This window comes from Veillonella magna (assembly GCF_959600285.1).
In the GTDB taxonomy this organism is placed as follows: domain Bacteria; phylum Bacillota; class Negativicutes; order Veillonellales; family Veillonellaceae; genus Veillonella_A; species Veillonella_A magna.
In genome coordinates, this window is sequence record NZ_CAUGKU010000023.1 from 1 (window position 1) to 16,873 (window position 16,873).

Sequence of the window (16,873 nt, forward strand, 5' to 3'; positions counted from 1 at the left end):
TTACCGACGGAATTTTTGGTTGGTTTCATATTTGAAACCCGCACTCTGGCTATGTTCACTTCTTACGAAATGATTACCTTTACATTGTTCAGTTTTCAAAGATCTTTTAGCAAGTTCATATCACTATGTCCTTGCGACTTTTATAAGTATATCAGAGTTACTTTTTCTTGTCAACTCTTTTTTAACTTCTTTTAAGTCATTTCGTTATCAACCACTGTCTTAGTGGTGACGACTTTGATAATTATAGGACATAACCAACATACTGTCAACAGTAAATTTAGTTTTTTATTATTTTATTATCAGCTCTGTTCTAATAGCCTCTCTTAAATACCACCACTTTAACGCTATCACTTAATGACCTCTTTAGCAATATCTCTTAGTCACGACTTTGACAATATCCTTTAATCATAACCATAACTTTAACAGTATCCCTCACCACTACTTCTGTTACCGCTACAGATTGGAACAGTCTTTATAGCGTCCCAACAAAAAAGCGACCTTCTCTACTGCGAAGATCGCTTTTTCATTACTAACGTTAGATTTTTATTAATTCCCTTAGACTTTTATTATCTATATCAGACTTTTCTCATCTACGTTAGACTTTTATTATCTGCGTTAAGCTTTTCTTATTTACGTTAAACTTTTCTTAACTGACCTCGTCGCACAACAAAATGGTAAAGCAAAAATCCAACAACAGCCACCATCGTATTTAACCAATACATTCCATTAAAACCTATGTGAGCAATTACACTGCTTAACACAGCAGATCCCAAACCAACGCCTATATCCATGGAAAGAAAGTAGGTGGCCGTAGCTGCCCCTGCTCGATGGGAGGGAGCCACTTCTACCCCAAGCGTTTGAAATGCCGGTGCAATAGCTCCATAGCCTAAGCCTAAAACGGGGGCGGATGCAATGACACTCCATGCCGACTCCGATACACTCAACACACAAAGGCCTGCCAGGAATACTGCATAGCCCGGATAAATTAACCATGCCGAACCGTAGCGATCATATACGCGCCCCACTATCGGTCTAGTGATGACAATAATCGCAGCAAAAATAACAAAGAAATAGCTCGCCATTGAACCAACACCCATAGCAGTCAACATAATAGGTACAAACACTAAAATTCCCGAGTAGGTAAAGCTCATAAATAAGCCCATCAATGCCCAAGGCAGTGTCTTTCGTTCTAAAAATCGATCGACAGACCATCCTTTACTACTTACTTCACGAGCCGCGGCAAGTTGCGGTGGCAATGGCTTCCGATTAGCTGCATAAAATCCTACACCGCCGACGACAGCTACTGTAATGAAAAGCGCCTGTGTTCCCCAAGCATCTAAGACAAGTAAACCGAAGAACGGTCCAATAACCATGGCGATGTTTACAAACATGGCAAAGTAACCCACACCTTCGCCTTTACGATGCTTTGGCAAAACCAATACCGCCACAGCTGCTACAGCCGTTGTGCCTATAGCAAACAACATGCCTTGCAAAAAGCGATAGCCAAATAAATAATTCACTGATGGTGCATAGTTGAATGCCACAGTAATCAGAAAGAATAAACCTGTAGATGCTAACAGCATAATTTTCTTATTCAAACCATCAATCAACTCACCGGCAAAGGGACGACACAAAATGCAGCCAATCTGAAAACATGTCATGGCCAACCCCGCATCAAATGCCGATCCACCGTAAGACATCGTTATAACTATTGGTAACGCAGCAATCATAATGTATTGAACCACATAGAACACACCACTACTAATTCCATATCCCAGAAATTCCGGCGTCCATAATTTTTCTTTATTCTTTTCATCCATAACCAAGTATGTCTCCTCACCTTTCCCATCAAGCTATGCTCCGCCTTCTATTCATACGCCTCACAACTATAAATGAAAAACGTGCTGCACCGAAGTGCAACACGTCAGTCCTACCACCACATATATCATTTGCTTTACATGACAACATATATCGCAACATACGTCACTCCTGAATTATTGTAACATACATCGCACTATGAATAGATTGCGAGCTAAAGCTACCGACACGATTGCTTAAAAGCGATGGTGCTATTATACCCTTTTTGCGCTTTTATAGCAACAAACTACCGATCAGTTAATGTTCCATTTCTTCGCCAGTGCTGCATATGTGCCGTCAGCTTTAATATCTTCTACTGCTTTCTTTACTTTTTCGTAAAGCTCTTTATCATCTTTATTAAAACCAAATCCCATCGTTTGTTTAGTAATCGGCTCTTCTACTAATTTTGCATTACTGTCTTGCGTCGTCGCCAAGTAGTACTTAGCAACAGGAATGGCCGTTAAGGCTGCATCCGCTCCGCCTTGCTTTAACTCCAACAGGGCATCCGAATTATGATCGAACTCACGAATCTCTCCGACACCTTCAATCTTATGAGCTGCTACCGAACCGGTCGTCCCCATTTGAACGGCTACCTTTTTCCCCTTCAAGTCGTTCACGTTCTTTACATCATTAATATTTTTAGCCACTAGGATACCCAGCCCCGATTCATAGTAAGGAACAAAATTTAATTTTTCCTGTCGTTCCGGCGTAATAACCATACCTGATGCAATCATATTAATCTGTCCCGTTTGAATGGCCGGAATCAAACCATCAAAAGGAATGTTATTGATTTCCACCTTCATTCCCAACCGTTTGCCGATTTCTCTGGCCATATCCATATCGAAGCCTACGTATTTCTTTTCACCGTTTTCTTCTTTTATAAATTCAAACGGTACATACGTTGGATTAACACCTACCTTCAACACCTGCGGCGTCGCGCCGCTTCCGGCGGTTGCCTCCTTTGTAGTGCTGCCACCGCAGCCGCTAACCAAAACCGCCCCGGCTACTAATGCAGCCCCTAATGCTGTTACTATGTATTTCTTCCAATTTGCCATCACACGCTACCTCTTTTCCCTTTCTATTGGCATGACTTGTCGCCTGCACTCAATGTCTTATCACGCGTATGATTATACTTCTTAATGAATATTTAGTCAATATTTAATGCATAAGAATTTATCTTCATTTTATTTTTTACAAAAAAAATATCCCCCTCCTTGCGGAGAGGGACATATAGTTTTATGCTTTTTTAGCCACTTGGTCACGCACATCCTTGCGATTACGGCTCTTCCAAATAGACCATAACGAGGTTGCTACACAAATGGATGAATATGCACCGCTGACAAAACCAACAATCATACAAAGCGCAAAATTCTTCGTCGTATCACCACCGAAGAAATACAACGAACAACAAGCAAACAATACCGTTGTCAATGTATAACAGCTACGATGAATACTCTGCGCAATACTTGCATTCGCCAAATCGGCAAACGTATCCGTACGCTTATGGGTGTGCGTATTTTCGCGAATACGGTCGAAAATAACAACGGATTCATTCATGGAATAACCGATGACTGTCAGAATGGCTGCTAAGAACGAAGAGTCGATTTCCAAATGGAAGAAGGAGAACACCCCTAATACCATGATCAGATCGTGGAAAATAGCTGCCAACGAGGACAAGGCTACCTTGTATTCAAAGCGATACGAAATATATGCAGCCAATGCCAAGAATGCCACCGCCAAGTTAATCAATGCATGTTCCGTTACTTCCGAACCGATAACGGCCCCTACGGATTCCACACGTTTAACTTCGTTCGGTGCTACATTGGCATTCAGACTGTCAACGATGGCCTTGCTTTCATTTGCATCCAAATTACGGGTACGAATGATGATATCGTTCCCCTCGGTAGCACTAGCTTCGCCGGATAACTGAATCACCGCATTTTCCAATCCAAATTGTTTCAAATCATCCCGGACCTGAGAGACCTGTACGTTGCGATCAAATTGAACTTCTACAATGGTGCCGCCGGTAAAGTCGATGCCCAAATTAAAACCATTCATAAACATGGACACAATACTGATAACCACCAACAGCGAGGAAATAGAAAACCACCAACGATGATGTTTAATAACGTCAAAGCGCATTATTTTCTACCTCCTTTCGTAGTTTTAGGTGCCTTAGCCATCTCCATGGTAACACTGGGAGAAATGTTAGCACCATACCAGAACGGACGATTGGTAATGCGACATTCAATAAGCATTCTAAGCAGGGTACGACTCATGGTAATCGCCGTAAACATACTTACGATAACCCCTAATGCCAATGTGATAGCAAAGCCTTTCACCGGACCGGAGCCCAACAAAATCAAAATTACCGCAGTAATCATAACCGAGGTATTCGCATCAAAAATCGTGGAGAACGCACGTTTAAAGCCGGATTCCATAGACATGCGCAATGTCTTGCCTTCCAGCACTTCTTCTTTGAAACGTTCGAAAATAAGGATGTTCGCATCAACGGCAACCCCCATAGACAGGATAATCCCCGCTATGCCCGGCAGCGTCAATGTCGCGTTGAGTACCAGCGGCCCTAAGATCAATAGTAGTATCAGTACATACACCAATAGGGCCATTGTCGCCACGAACCCCGATAAGCGATACAGGATAAGCATAAATGCCACAATGAGCGCAATCCCTACGGAGAATGCCAATACGGATTTATCCTTGGAGTCCTGCCCCAAGGTCGGACCTACGGTACGAACTTCCATCACTTTAACTTTTACAGGCAATGCACCGGAACGGAGCAAGATTGCCAGGTTCTTCGCTTCATCCAATGTACGGCTGCCGGTAATAACGGCTTTGCCCCCTGTAATCGGTTCGTTAACCGTCGGGTTGGTAAGCAAATCACCGTCAAGATAAATAGCAATATGGCGACCTACGTTTTCTTCCGTCAAGCGAGCGAACTTTTTAGCCCCTTCGTCGGTAAATTCAATACCGACCATATAGTTTTTATTCTGCCCAATCTGTTCTTTTGCGTCTTTTAAGTCATTACCGGTGAGGCGCACTTCGCCTTCTTCGTTTTTAAATTCCATAACCGCCGTTTTGCCGATTGTCTTAATGGCTTGGTCAGGATCTTTTACCCCCGGCAACTCAATAATAATACGTTTTTTACCTTCTCGTTGAATAATCGGTTCGGTCAAGCCCATTTCATTAATACGACGACTGAGGATCTGAATAACGCGTTCTACCGCATCATCCGTCACCTTATTATCGCCGGATTCTTCGGCTTCCAAGACAATATGAGTACCGCCCTGCAAGTCCAGGCCTTGTTTGATGGAATTAGCCAAGGGACTAATAAAATAAATAAAGACCGCTAATATAATACCGATGGCAGCGAGAAATTTAACAACTGCCTTGCTGTTCAAACAAAATTCCCCCTTCTACGCTAAAACCATTACGGCTCGCGACAGATAGTTCTTATATTGGTAATCAATGCATCAACCGGACGATCATGTGCTTCCATAGGGATCGCATCCGCTAACACCTGCATATCCCAGCAAACGCCTACACAACGTGCCTTGGTCGCCTTCGCCAAGAACCGATCGTAATAACCGGCCCCCATTCCCATGCGACCGCCCTTTTCATCAAATGCCACACCGGGCACTAGAATAAGGTCCAAGTCCTCAGGGGCACACATCGTATAGCCCGGACGCGGAATGCGAATATTCAACACACCACGCTCCACATCATCTAACGACTGCAAACGGGCCGCTACCATGTCCGTACGCGTTACGCATACCGGTACATAGACTTCTTTTCCGGCTGCAATTGCCCGTTCAATCACCGTATCAAGGTTTGCCTCTTTCGGCATGGCTAAGTACGCCATAATTCGTGTAGCCTTGTGAAAATACGAAGAAGCAGTAATACGTTCACCTAAGTCAACGGCCCACTGCTTGCATTCTTCTTCGGACAAGGCTTGGCGCCTTGCTTTCATCGCAAGGCGCAATCCTTTTTTATCCATTTATTTGTCATCCTTGCCAAGTACACGAGCAACACTGGATCGAGCCACTTTGATCTCTACCTTTTCGGCGATCTGAAGTGTCAACGAATCCTCATGCAACGTATTGATGGTTCCGTAGATACCACCGATGGTCACTACCTTCTGCCCCTTCTTCAGGCTGTTTAGAAGATTGTTGCGCTCTTTCTGCTGTTTCTTCTGCGGGCGGTATAACAAGAAGTAGAAGATAACCACCATCAACAAAATGGGCCAGCCGGCCTGAAACAACTGATTCAAGTCTTCCATGTAATTCACCTCCGTTACATACTGTTATCTTTCAGCGTTAGCTACGACTACTTTTTGTAGTTCGCCCAAAATTCCTCACGGAATGCCGGGAATCGATCCTCTAAAATAGCCTGCCGCATCTCGCGCATGAAATTCAATAAGAAATACAAATTATGATATGACACCAGACGGAACGCCAAAATCTCCTCCGCCTTATACAAGTGTCGAATATACGCACGTGAATAATTACGACACGCATAACATTGGCAGCCGTCTTCGATTGGGCCCCAATCATGCGTATACGTTGCATTTTTCACCGTTACTCGCCCTTGGTGGGTCATTGCCATACCATTGCGAGCCACCCGCGTCGGGAATACACAGTCAAACATATCAATGCCACGAGCCACACCTTCTACCAAACAATCCGGTGTGCCTACCCCCATGAGATACCGTGCTTTGCCGGTAGGTAATAACGGCGTCGTGTGCTCGAGGATATCATACATCAAATCATGGGGCTCCCCTACAGACAAGCCGCCTACGCTATAGCCGTCGAAATCCATGGCAACCAATTCTTTGGCACTGCGCTCACGTAAATCTTTATACATACCACCTTGGACAATACCAAACATTCCCTGTGTCGGTGATGTATGTGCTTCTTTACAGCGTTCCGCCCAACGCGTCGTGCGCGCCGTGGAGCGATCCGCATAAGCATAATCCGCCGGATACGGAATGCATTCATCAAAAGCCATCGCAATATCGGAGCCTAACTGTTCCTGAACGCGCGTAGCAATTTCCGGCGACAGGAACTTCTTGGAGCCGTCAATATGAGAACGGAAGGCCACCCCTTCCTCTGTAATTTTTCGCAAATCACCTAAGCTGAATACCTGAAAGCCACCGCTGTCCGTCAGTATGCCCCCATCCCAATTCATAAAGCGATGCATGCCACCGGCTTCCTCCACCAAATCGGATCCGGGACGCAAAAACAGATGATAGGTGTTACTCAAAATAATCTGAGCTCCCATCTCTTTTAATTCTTCCGGCGCCATGGTCTTAACCGTTGCTTGTGTGCCTACGGGCATGAACATCGGTGTCGTAAACGTACCGTGCGGTGTATGCAACAAGCCGGCACGCGCCCCCGTATGAGGACATTCTTTCTGTAACTCGTAGGTTATAACCACTCGCTACCTCCTATCAAAACTAACCCTTTTCAGGTTATTATATCATGAATCGCCGTACTTAGCGAATAAACATAGCATCGCCAAAGCTAAAGAATCGATACCGTTCTTTTACGGCTTCTTTATAAGCGGCCAAGCAATGCTCCCGTCCTGCCAAGGCACTGATAAGCATCAACAGCGTGGATTGCGGTAAATGGAAATTGGTAATAAGAGCATCTACCATCTTGTATTGATAACCGGGATAAATAAAGATTTGCGTCCAGTCATGACCGGCCTTCAGTTCTCCGTCTACCGTAGCCGATTCCAAGGTACGCACCGACGTCGTTCCTACCGCAACGATTCGTTTACCGGCGCGCCGCGCTTCGTTAATGATGTTCGCCGTTTCTTGCGTAACCACATAATATTCGCTGTGCATCTGATGATCTTCAATTACCTCTGCCGATACCGGACGGAATGTTCCCAAACCTACATGAAGAGTAACAAAGGCTAGCGTAACACCTTTTGCCTTTAATCGTTCCAATAATTCCGGTGTGAAATGAAGCCCTGCCGTAGGCGCTGCTGCCGATCCTTTTTCACGAGCATATACCGTCTGATACCGATTTTGATCCTCCAGCTTTTCGTGAATATACGGAGGCAACGGCATTTCGCCAATGTCCTGAATGATGTCATCAAACACACCGTCCACGGTGAAGCGAATGATGCGCCCGCCAAAGTCGGTCTTATCTATAACAGTACCGCTGAGTTTCTCATTAAAGACGATTTCTTGACCGATAGGGCATTTCTTTCCCGGTTTTACCAAACACTCCCACGTATTTTCACCGCAAGGTGTCAACAGTAATACTTCCACTTTACCGCCGCTTTCTTTGCGGTGACCGTACAAGCGTGCCGGAATCACCTTTGTATCATTGAATACTAATACATCATTAGGTCCCAATTCATCGATAATATCATAGAAATGCGCCTTATGTCCCACTTCACCGGTGACCTTATCAAGCGTCATAAGCCGTGATGTATCACGCGGTTCCACCGGATGCTGTGCAATTAATTCTTCCGGTAATTCATAATCAAATTCTGTCACTTTCATGTTACTTCATCTCACTTCTAGTATTGTTTATCAAAAGTAATGCCTGTATAGTAATGCCCCAGTATGGTTTTGTAATACTCCTTGGCATCACCGGCTTTTTGAGCCATCTCCGCAGCACCCCACTGTGACATGCCTAAGCCGTGTCCCCAGCCATACCCGCGGATAAAGACAATATCATTAGCTTTTTTAAATCGATGATATGCCTTTGGTTTTTTAAAGCTGTCCGCCGTGGCCGGCGGTCTTACATTTACATAAAAATCAAATAGCGTGGATTTAAGACCGAGCAGCTTCATCAAGCTGTCCCCGGAGATTGTAAGACTTCGCTTACTGCCAACGAAGACGGCTGCTTTAATTCGTCCCGATACACCGCGATCGCTTTCGTTTATGGGACGCTTTCGCAGAGGACTCAATTTAATTTCCTTTAAGGTGCCCACATCTTTACCTGCTGCACGAAGCTTACTTTCCAATTGCGCTCTGGTTAATCGCACCGTCCATGCGGAGGTGTCACTATTGTGCGCATAATCTTTGACGCCTTTTAAATACGGCTCGTGACCGCCCCATACATGTACACTGTCTTCGGTGTAGCCACCGCCGTCAGCGTGGAACAATGCTTGAATGGGAGCCCCGCCATAGGTCATGACAATGCCCCGCGTAGCATCTACGGCTGCCGTAGTAGCTGCAAACTCCGCACCTTTTCCACCATACACTTGATGAGCTACCGTCGGCTCCAAATCATAGCTATCACCTTTGGCAGTAGCCATCGTATACATAGCATACGTACGCGCTGCCACGGCCTGTGCCTTCAAAGCTTCTACAGGCCAAGTAGGCACGGCTTCCTTCGGCACCACGCCATAAATATAATGCTCCATAGGAACTTCATTAACAAGGCGCATGCTACTGCCGGCTACGGACACGACCAACTTGCCACGGTACCATATGCCATTTACATTCACTGCTGCCTGGCTGTCCCCCAGCGAGGAAACCGCCGGTTCAATATACGCTACGCGCCCCATCTTTTTACCGTTAATCGCCACTTGTCCGCCGGATAGTGAAACGGTAACCGACACCGGCTTCTTTAGCTCCTTGCGATATGTATGCGCTTCATCAAAGACCCGTATACCTGCAGGGCTACTCAAAGGAAAGGCTCCTGCCCGCGAACCGATTAAGATGCGCACCGCCGGCCCCAGCTCACGAGGAACCGTGGCCGGTGCCTCCTTGCCTCGTCTCGACTCCTTAGCCGTATCATTCTTCGTAACTGCCGCGGTTTTACTGTCAGTCTTTCTTTCTGCGGATGATATAACCGTACTCTTTGTTACGTTTTCTTTAGACGAAGATACAGTACTTCCTTCTTTCGTCACCGAAATAACCGCTGCCTGCGCCGGACCAATAGCAATTGCACTTAGCATACAACCCACAAGAAGTCCGGCTATACGTTGCTTACCTGTCATCGTTCCTCCTTGTGGGGATTTATGATTCCCAAATGATCATACGCCGCCTGCGTAGCAATTCGACCGCGGGACGTACGTGCCAAAAATCCTAATTGCATTAAGTATGGTTCATACACATCTTCAATCGTTTCACGTTCCTCGCTGACAGAAGCAGCAATCGTATCAATGCCCACCGGACCACCATTAAATTTCTCAATAATAGAACGCAGTACACGCCGATCGATACGATCAAGTCCTACTGCATCCACATCTAACCGGCCCAGGGCTTCATCGGCAATCTCCCGCGTAATAATGCCGTCGCCGATAACCTGCGCCACATCGCGCACCCGCTTTAGCAAACGATTAGCAATACGCGGCGTTCCGCGAGAACGCCGTGCAATTTCAGAAGCTCCTTCCGGCTCAATACCGATGTTTAGTATCTCCGCTGCTCGCGTAACGATAAATTCCAACTCGGCTTGCTTATAGTATTCCAATCGACTGATAACACCAAAACGATCACGCAACGGTCCCGCCAACGCTCCGGCTTTCGTCGTAGCGCCTACCAAGGTAAACCGCGGCAAGTCAATGCGAACCGAACGGGCACTGGGTCCCTTGCCGATAATAATATCCAACGCGTAATCTTCCATTGCCGAATATAACACTTCTTCCACACTGCGAGAAAGGCGATGAATTTCGTCAATAAACAATACGTCTCGGTCATCCAGGTTAGTCAACAGCGCCGCCAAATCACCGGCGCGCTCGATGGCCGGTCCCGAAGTGATTCTAAAATTAACACCTAACTCATTGGCAATAATACCGGCCAATGTAGTTTTTCCCAGTCCCGGCGGTCCATACAAAAGCACATGATCCAATGCCTCTTCACGTTGTTTTGCCGCTTGGATGAAAATAGATAAATTTTCTTTCGCCTTTTGTTGACCTATATACTCCTTGAAGTAGCGCGGACGCAAACTATATTGCCAGGTATCTTCGTCGCGCTCATCGTTTGAAACTAAGCGTACTTCTTCGTCCATGCTTACCTACCTTTCCCCAATGAAGATAATACGGCACGCAATAATTGTGATACATCCTTCGTACCGTCATCTAACCGTTCAATCTCCGGTGCTACTTCTTGTTCTGTGTAGCCCAGCGAAAGCAGAGCCGCCAATGTTTCACCGGCTACGCCCGTTGCTCTTTGGGCAACGGCAGTCGGAGTTACTTCATCGGATGCGCTTACACTACCTAACTTATTGATTTTATCCTTTAACTCGAGCACCAATCGCTCTGCCGATTTTTTCCCAATGCCCGGCAACTTTGTCAGTGCCTTGACGTCACCATTATAAATAGCCAACATGATCGACTCCGCCGGCATGCCCGACAACATTCCCAAGCCTACTTTAGGCCCGATGCCGGATACTGAAATAAGCAATAAAAACAAATCGTATTCAGCCATTGAAGCAAATCCATACAGCTGTATAGCATCTTCTCGAACACTCATGTACGTGTATAACGTAACCTCTTCGCCTTCCGACAATGCATCCCTTGTGGATGCAGCCACATACACACGATAACCTACGCCATGTACATCAACATAACAGCTGTCTCCAAACAGATGGGTTATCACACCCTTAACATATCCAATCATACGCGCTCACCTATTGTATTCATTCCATTCGTTATAGTGTTTGTCCTACTCAGCGCTTATAGCTGTATCCGCCGCTTTAACCGATCGCGATGAGAACTGTGCGCTGTGCAAATAGCGACTGCCAATGCATCCGCCGTATCGTCAGGCTTAATTTTTTCACGAATCCCTAAAATATTCATCGTCATATAAGTAACCTGATCCTTCGTTGCCTTGCCATAGCCTACAACGGCCTGCTTAATCTGTAACGGCGTATACTCGTAAATCGGTATATCCTGCTGATGTGCTGCTAGCAAAATAACACCGCGTGCCTGCCCTACCGTAATGGCTGTTGTTACATTACGATTAAAAAAAAGCTCTTCTACGCCAAACTTGTCCGGCTTATACTCTTCTAAAATATCACTCAGCTGATTAAACAATATTTCAAGACGAGCCGCATCGCTATCCTTAGGCTCCGTCGTAATTGCTCCATAGGCCACCGGTCGCAGGCGACTACCTTCCACATCGATAATGCCATATCCACAAATTGCCGTTCCCGGATCAATTCCAATAATTCGCACCGTGTCCTCCTTTAGCTACTTAAAAATTTCATATTGTTTATTATAGCATTCTTTACTGATCATATGCCAGTATTCACGTAAATCCCTGCTGTAGCTATGTAGTACCGGATAATAACCGACCATGTTCATCATAAAATTTGATTATTGTCGTTCTTATATTTCTTTGACAACCTCACTACCCTTAGGTATAATGAGCCAGTCACATTTTATTCCTATTCTTTTGAAAGGATTTTTATTGTTTTGTTACAGTACAGAGAGAGAGTTTTTACATTGAGAAAAAGAGGTGTCTTATGAGAAAATCAGAGTCCTATGCGGCACTTGTTATTGCCGCTGCTGCCTTATTTTTTGGGGAATGGTTATTAGGCAGCCAAGAATTATATGTTCGTTTGCTAATCGGTATTGGGCTGGGCTACGCCCTATCTCGCGGGTATATCGGTTTTGCCGGCAGTGTCAATCGCGCCTATACTACGGGGTCAACGCGCTTGATGCGTATATTAATGTTCATGTTCTTTATTTCTGCACTCATGTCAGTGGCTGTCCTTTACGGTCATGATGCTACTAGCTTCGACCTTTGGGTGAATCCCATTAATACAGGCTTACTAATCGGTGGTCTGCTCTTCGGCTTTGGCATGGTCTTCTCCGGCTGCTGTGCCAGTGGGGTACTGGTTAATATGGTTGAACTGTTACCTCAAGCTATCATCACCCTTTTCTTCTTTGGCATGGGTGTATTCATCGGATTTCCCGTACAGCAAACCGCATCTTGGATCAACGAATCATGGTTATCTACGCCTACCGGCACCGCCTTGGGCACCAAAGGTGTTTATTTTCCGGACTTGTTTCCCAATGATGGACTGAACGGTTATTTGGGCGCCATACTACTGACTGCCGTGCTTTGTTTCCTCGTCATTGGCGTATCCTACCTTTACGAAAACAAACGTAAGAAATCATCTACCTATCGCTTACAATTTTTAGAGCACATGCAGGTCGATTACATGCAACGCGATTTGACAAAAGATATCGACATTACCCATGTACCGCAGCTATTTACCCGCGATACCTTTGAACGGCTGTTCGTCAATCCTTGGTCCATGCGTACCGGCGCTATGGTTATCGCTTCCATCTTCGTTATCCTCATGGGCGTAATCAAAGCAGGTTGGGGTGCTTCGACACCATACGGTATTTGGTTTGGAAAATTACTTATCACCCTCGGTGTTGGTACTGAACACATTGTCGCTTTTACCGGAATGAAAGCAGCCCCGTTTGTAAATCCCTTCTTCAGCCACCCCATTACCGTGCAAAATATAGGTATCATCCTTGGAGCATTGCTATACATGCTCTGCTGCGGTCAATTCATCAACTCTATGAAAGCCAGTCTGCATATTTCCGGCAAACAAATTGCTTTCTTTGCACTGGGCGGATTTTGCATGGGTATCGGCACTCGCTTTGCCAACGGCTGCAATGTAGGGGCGTTGTTTACCCCTATTGCCAACTTCTCGTTATCCGGCTGGATTTTCTTTATCTTTCTCGTAGCCGGTGCTATCATAGGTAACAAGGTAGCCGAGAAGGCCAGATTATAATGAAAGCTTAATCGTAATGAAAGGAGGCCGTCCTATGAGCCAGACAACATTTCCTGTTATCTTCGCCGGACACGGTAGTCCGATGATGGCACTGGAAACCACGGATGTAACCCGAGCCTTTTCTCGCTTGGGAGAACAAGTTTTAAAGGAGTACGGCACACCCAAAGCAATACTTATGATATCTGCCCATTGGTTCACACACGGCACGTATATCCAAAGTGCTGCCGTTCCAAAACAAATTTATGATATGTACGGCTTTCCTCAAGAACTATACGAAGTCAAATATCCTGTAAAAGGCTCCGCCTCGTTGACCAATGCAGTACTAAACCTCTTGGGCAAGGATGTATCCATCAACGATGCATGGGGCATCGATCACGGTGCTTGGACCGTCTTACTGCATATGTTCCCAGACGCTTCTATACCGGTTGTGCAATTATCCGTAAATCACGACCTCTCTCCTCAAGCAAGTTATGAGCTCGGTCAAAAGCTGATGTCCTTGCGTGAGTCAGGCTATCTCATCATGGGAAGCGGCAATACCGTACACAACCTGCGTGAAGCCGATTGGAGCAATCCCGGTGGCACCGCAGCAACTCACCGATTTAACGACTACATCATCGATGCTGTCACATCCGGTCATTATGAACCGGTCATAGGTTATACTGCACATCGCGACGCATCGTATGCCGTTCCTACGCCGGATCATTTTCTCCCTCTGCTCTATTGCTTGGGAGCCGCCGGTACGGATAACGCAGTAGCTTTTAATACCACCTGTAATTTAGGCAGCATTGCCATGACAGGGTTCACCTTTGGGATGTAACTGAAACACATAACTTAGAGGACTACTTGTGCCTTGGCAGACAAGTCTTGCAAATGACCTGTCTCCATCATGAGTAGCCCTCTTTCTTTTTGCCAAAGGAATTAACAGGACACAGTTTTACTTCTTGAACCTCTGCATTTTTTAATTTATTCTCTTTGGGTTGTTCAAGGATAGCTTCGCTACCTTTCTTTGTACTTTCTTTAGAGATGTTTAGTATAGTTTTATTTAGTTTAAGTATGCGTTCGGGTAGGCGTTCGGCTGGGCGTTCGGCTAGGCGTTCGGCTGGGCATCCGGGTAGACGTTCACCTAAGCAGTCTCTTTGACCTTCGGTTTTAGGCATACTTTGCCCCTCATTTTACAAAATATTTTGATCTTCATTTTGCAAAATACGTTTACCTTCGCTATCACTCATATCCACAGCAATCGCAGCACTGTTGCCTGATAAAAAGCCGGTAACTATCCCTTCCTCTTTCATGGAAATCATTTCATAGACTTTAGCTTTCTTACCTGGACGTACACTGTATCGAATGCGCCCCGCTTTAGGGAAACCCAGTATACATCGGCACCGAACACTTTTTTTCAGTTAGAAATAAAAATTACAAAAAATCTGTTCGCATCGCTCCGGTCGATGGATATGTGCAAACCAAAGCAATTAACACTATCGAACACTCATTTAATAAAACCAAACATTTAATTAATGACATAAAAATCAAAGATTTCTATATATAGATATCGTAGAATACTTTCATTTTTATTTTTCGCACACAATAGAATCCTCTCGATATGATGTAGAGTTTATAAAAATATTTTATAGTTATTGAAATTAAATATCACTTAAAATATAATAAAAACAACCTATGGGATATGTTTATTAGGGAGGATATGTATGAAAAGAAAATTAGTCAGAAAAATCACAGGTTTAGCATTAACACTTGGTATTACAGTATCTATCGGAGCTGCAGTATCTGCACACGGCGTCTATTTTGCCGATCGTCTAGACACACCGACCTTAGTTCTTGGCGAAGGGCCATATGACAACGCCTATCAACCATCTATGGTAACAGCTCTCGACGGCTACAGTGTTACCGGTGCGCCGATGACAGTAGATGTAAAAAAGCATGCATCCAATATTACAATTCAAAAATCGGATACCCTGGGACGTACAGTCACCTTCTTTGATTATGGTCACTTTACGAAGGACGCTTCCGGTACGATGCATGCCTTTAAAACCTTCGCCGAAGTACCCAATGCCGTAAAAACAACGCACGCCATCAAGTACAATATTCATTACTGGCAACCGGAAACAATACCTACTGCCATTGACAGTGTGCCTATTCAAATTATTCCTTCCGTCAATCCTTTGACATTGCGCAAAGGAGATACGTTTACCATCCAAGTCCTCAAGGACGGAAAACCCTATAGCCATGCACCTCTTATCGGCGATGTGATTAACGATCTTACCAATGAAAGCGAGGCCGATGAACATGGTCGTGCTACACTAACCGTACATGCGAACGGTCTAAATGTCATCGGTGTTGAAGTCGCACTTCCTACCGATGATCCTCATACGCAAAATAAATATTTCTCGTCATTATCCTTTATTATCGATCCCGAATAGTAAAAAGCATCCTACGATATCTCTTTAAACCTCAATCCAATAAAGGCATACTTAAATAAAGAGGGCGATTCATACCATACGCATGTCATTCGACAGAATTGACTGCTGAGGCATGAGTCGCCCTCTTTTCCCTCTTATTGGAGACCTCTTTCCCCTCTTATTGGCGAGAAGACACTATCATACTACTATGATAGTGATGCAATGATGATACACAACATATATGTGCATCACTTTATATTATATGCGGCGCGCAAATTCTTTTGCTAATGCAATGTCGTTAGCATCGGGATGGGTAGCGCCTTTTTTATGTCGTTCATCACGCTCTTTACTTTGTCCGTGTGGATGTCCTTTAGGAAATTTCTTATACATCAAGGCAATCACTTTAGGATCCACCTTTCCCTGACAAATGAAGGTATCAATCGGGGTTTGTCCTTCCGGTAACAATGAAATCGCCGCAGACATAGTGTCTTTTGCATGTTTCATCATCGGCGGCACACCACAGGTCATAAACAGTGCCACTTTGTCATTGTGAATTCTGGTGAGCACGGTTTGTGCCAATGCATCGGCTTGCAGTTGATTCGCCCAAAAGCCCAAACATACCACGTCATATTTGGATAAATCCTCGGGGGCATCCTGCGCTCGTACACAAGGTGTTCCCTGCGGCAATTCATCGGCAATCGCTTCTGCTACTTGCTTTGTATTTCCCGTCACCGAAGAATATATAACAATGTAGGTCAAATTCTTTTTTGTATCCATCCGTTACCTCCTCAGCAGTATAAACCAGCTAGCTTATTTAACTTATTTAACTTATTTAACTTATTTAACTTATTTAACTTATTTAAC

The 16,873-nt window shown here is 45.0% G+C and carries 17 protein-coding genes; 3 read left to right on the forward strand and 14 right to left on the reverse strand.

All coding sequences use genetic code 11. The features are described 5' to 3' along the window. Positions 1–635: 635 nt before the first annotated feature. The 12 genes from Q5873_RS09495 to ruvC form a co-directional block, all read right to left on the reverse strand. Entirely contained in the window at positions 636–1,820 is a 1,185-nt protein-coding gene (locus tag Q5873_RS09495; protein WP_303060561.1) for an MFS transporter, read from the reverse strand. A gap of 291 nt (positions 1,821–2,111) precedes the next feature. After that, positions 2,112–2,912, reverse strand: coding sequence for a basic amino acid ABC transporter substrate-binding protein (locus Q5873_RS09500; RefSeq protein WP_303060562.1), 801 nt, complete (start codon positions 2,910–2,912; stop codon positions 2,112–2,114). Positions 2,913–3,093: 181 nt separating this feature from the next. Continuing rightward, a complete protein-coding gene (secF, locus tag Q5873_RS09505) occupies positions 3,094–3,999 on the reverse strand; it encodes a protein translocase subunit SecF (protein ID WP_303060563.1) in 906 nt (301 codons plus the stop codon). Then, positions 3,999–5,276: a protein translocase subunit SecD gene (gene secD, locus Q5873_RS09510; RefSeq protein ID WP_028254695.1), complete on the reverse strand. Its 1,278-nt coding sequence runs from the start codon at positions 5,274–5,276 to the stop codon at positions 3,999–4,001. The genes secF and secD overlap by 1 nt, the downstream gene beginning before the upstream one ends. A gap of 29 nt (positions 5,277–5,305) precedes the next feature. Continuing rightward, positions 5,306–5,872: a 5-formyltetrahydrofolate cyclo-ligase gene (locus tag Q5873_RS09515; protein WP_205087482.1), complete on the reverse strand. Its 567-nt coding sequence runs from the start codon at positions 5,870–5,872 to the stop codon at positions 5,306–5,308. Further along, positions 5,873–6,154 (reverse strand): preprotein translocase subunit YajC, encoded by a 282-nt coding sequence (gene yajC, locus Q5873_RS09520; protein WP_028254697.1) that lies wholly within the window; start codon positions 6,152–6,154, stop codon positions 5,873–5,875. It abuts the gene before it with no gap. A 47-nt stretch (positions 6,155–6,201) separates the two neighbouring features. Next, positions 6,202–7,311, reverse strand: a complete 1,110-nt coding sequence (gene tgt, locus Q5873_RS09525; RefSeq protein WP_303060564.1) for a tRNA guanosine(34) transglycosylase Tgt — start codon at positions 7,309–7,311, stop codon at positions 6,202–6,204. A 58-nt stretch (positions 7,312–7,369) separates the two neighbouring features. Next, positions 7,370–8,392, reverse strand: a complete 1,023-nt coding sequence (queA, locus tag Q5873_RS09530; RefSeq protein WP_303060565.1) for a tRNA preQ1(34) S-adenosylmethionine ribosyltransferase-isomerase QueA — start codon at positions 8,390–8,392, stop codon at positions 7,370–7,372. 17 nt (positions 8,393–8,409) lie between these two features. Further along, complete coding sequence (locus tag Q5873_RS09535; RefSeq protein ID WP_303060566.1) at positions 8,410–9,840, reverse strand: SpoIID/LytB domain-containing protein; 1,431 nt, start codon at positions 9,838–9,840, stop codon at positions 8,410–8,412. Then, positions 9,837–10,850, reverse strand: coding sequence for a Holliday junction branch migration DNA helicase RuvB (ruvB, locus tag Q5873_RS09540; protein ID WP_303060567.1), 1,014 nt, complete (start codon positions 10,848–10,850; stop codon positions 9,837–9,839). Before ruvB ends, Q5873_RS09535 begins: the two co-directional genes overlap by 4 nt. A gap of 2 nt (positions 10,851–10,852) precedes the next feature. Further along, a complete protein-coding gene (ruvA, locus tag Q5873_RS09545; RefSeq protein WP_028254701.1) occupies positions 10,853–11,461 on the reverse strand; it encodes a Holliday junction branch migration protein RuvA in 609 nt (202 codons plus the stop codon). 56 nt (positions 11,462–11,517) lie between these two features. After that, entirely contained in the window at positions 11,518–12,018 is a 501-nt protein-coding gene (gene ruvC, locus Q5873_RS09550) for a crossover junction endodeoxyribonuclease RuvC (protein WP_028254702.1), read from the reverse strand. Between the two features lie 290 nt (positions 12,019–12,308). On the opposite strand from ruvC, the gene Q5873_RS09555 reads away from it, so the two are divergent. Beyond that, positions 12,309–13,595 carry a YeeE/YedE family protein gene (locus Q5873_RS09555; RefSeq protein ID WP_303060568.1) on the forward strand — a complete coding sequence of 429 codons (1,287 nt, stop codon included), beginning with the start codon at positions 12,309–12,311 and terminating at the stop codon, positions 13,593–13,595. A 34-nt stretch (positions 13,596–13,629) separates the two neighbouring features. Then, positions 13,630–14,412 (forward strand): 4,5-DOPA-extradiol-dioxygenase, encoded by a 783-nt coding sequence (gene ygiD / locus Q5873_RS09560; protein WP_288760611.1) that lies wholly within the window; start codon positions 13,630–13,632, stop codon positions 14,410–14,412. Between the two features lie 67 nt (positions 14,413–14,479). On the opposite strand, the gene Q5873_RS09565 is transcribed toward ygiD, so the two are convergent. Further along, positions 14,480–14,752 (reverse strand): hypothetical protein, encoded by a 273-nt coding sequence (locus Q5873_RS09565; RefSeq protein ID WP_303060569.1) that lies wholly within the window; start codon positions 14,750–14,752, stop codon positions 14,480–14,482. Between the two features lie 546 nt (positions 14,753–15,298). Here Q5873_RS09565 and Q5873_RS09570 point away from each other — a divergent pair. Beyond that, the gene (locus Q5873_RS09570; RefSeq protein WP_303060570.1) at positions 15,299–16,030 is read left to right on the forward strand and encodes a DUF4198 domain-containing protein; all 732 of its coding nucleotides are present in this window, start codon (positions 15,299–15,301) and stop codon (positions 16,028–16,030) included. A gap of 237 nt (positions 16,031–16,267) precedes the next feature. On the opposite strand, the gene Q5873_RS09575 is transcribed toward Q5873_RS09570, so the two are convergent. Continuing rightward, positions 16,268–16,786, reverse strand: a complete 519-nt coding sequence (locus Q5873_RS09575; protein WP_367997322.1) for a flavodoxin family protein — start codon at positions 16,784–16,786, stop codon at positions 16,268–16,270. Positions 16,787–16,873 lie beyond the last annotated feature (87 nt).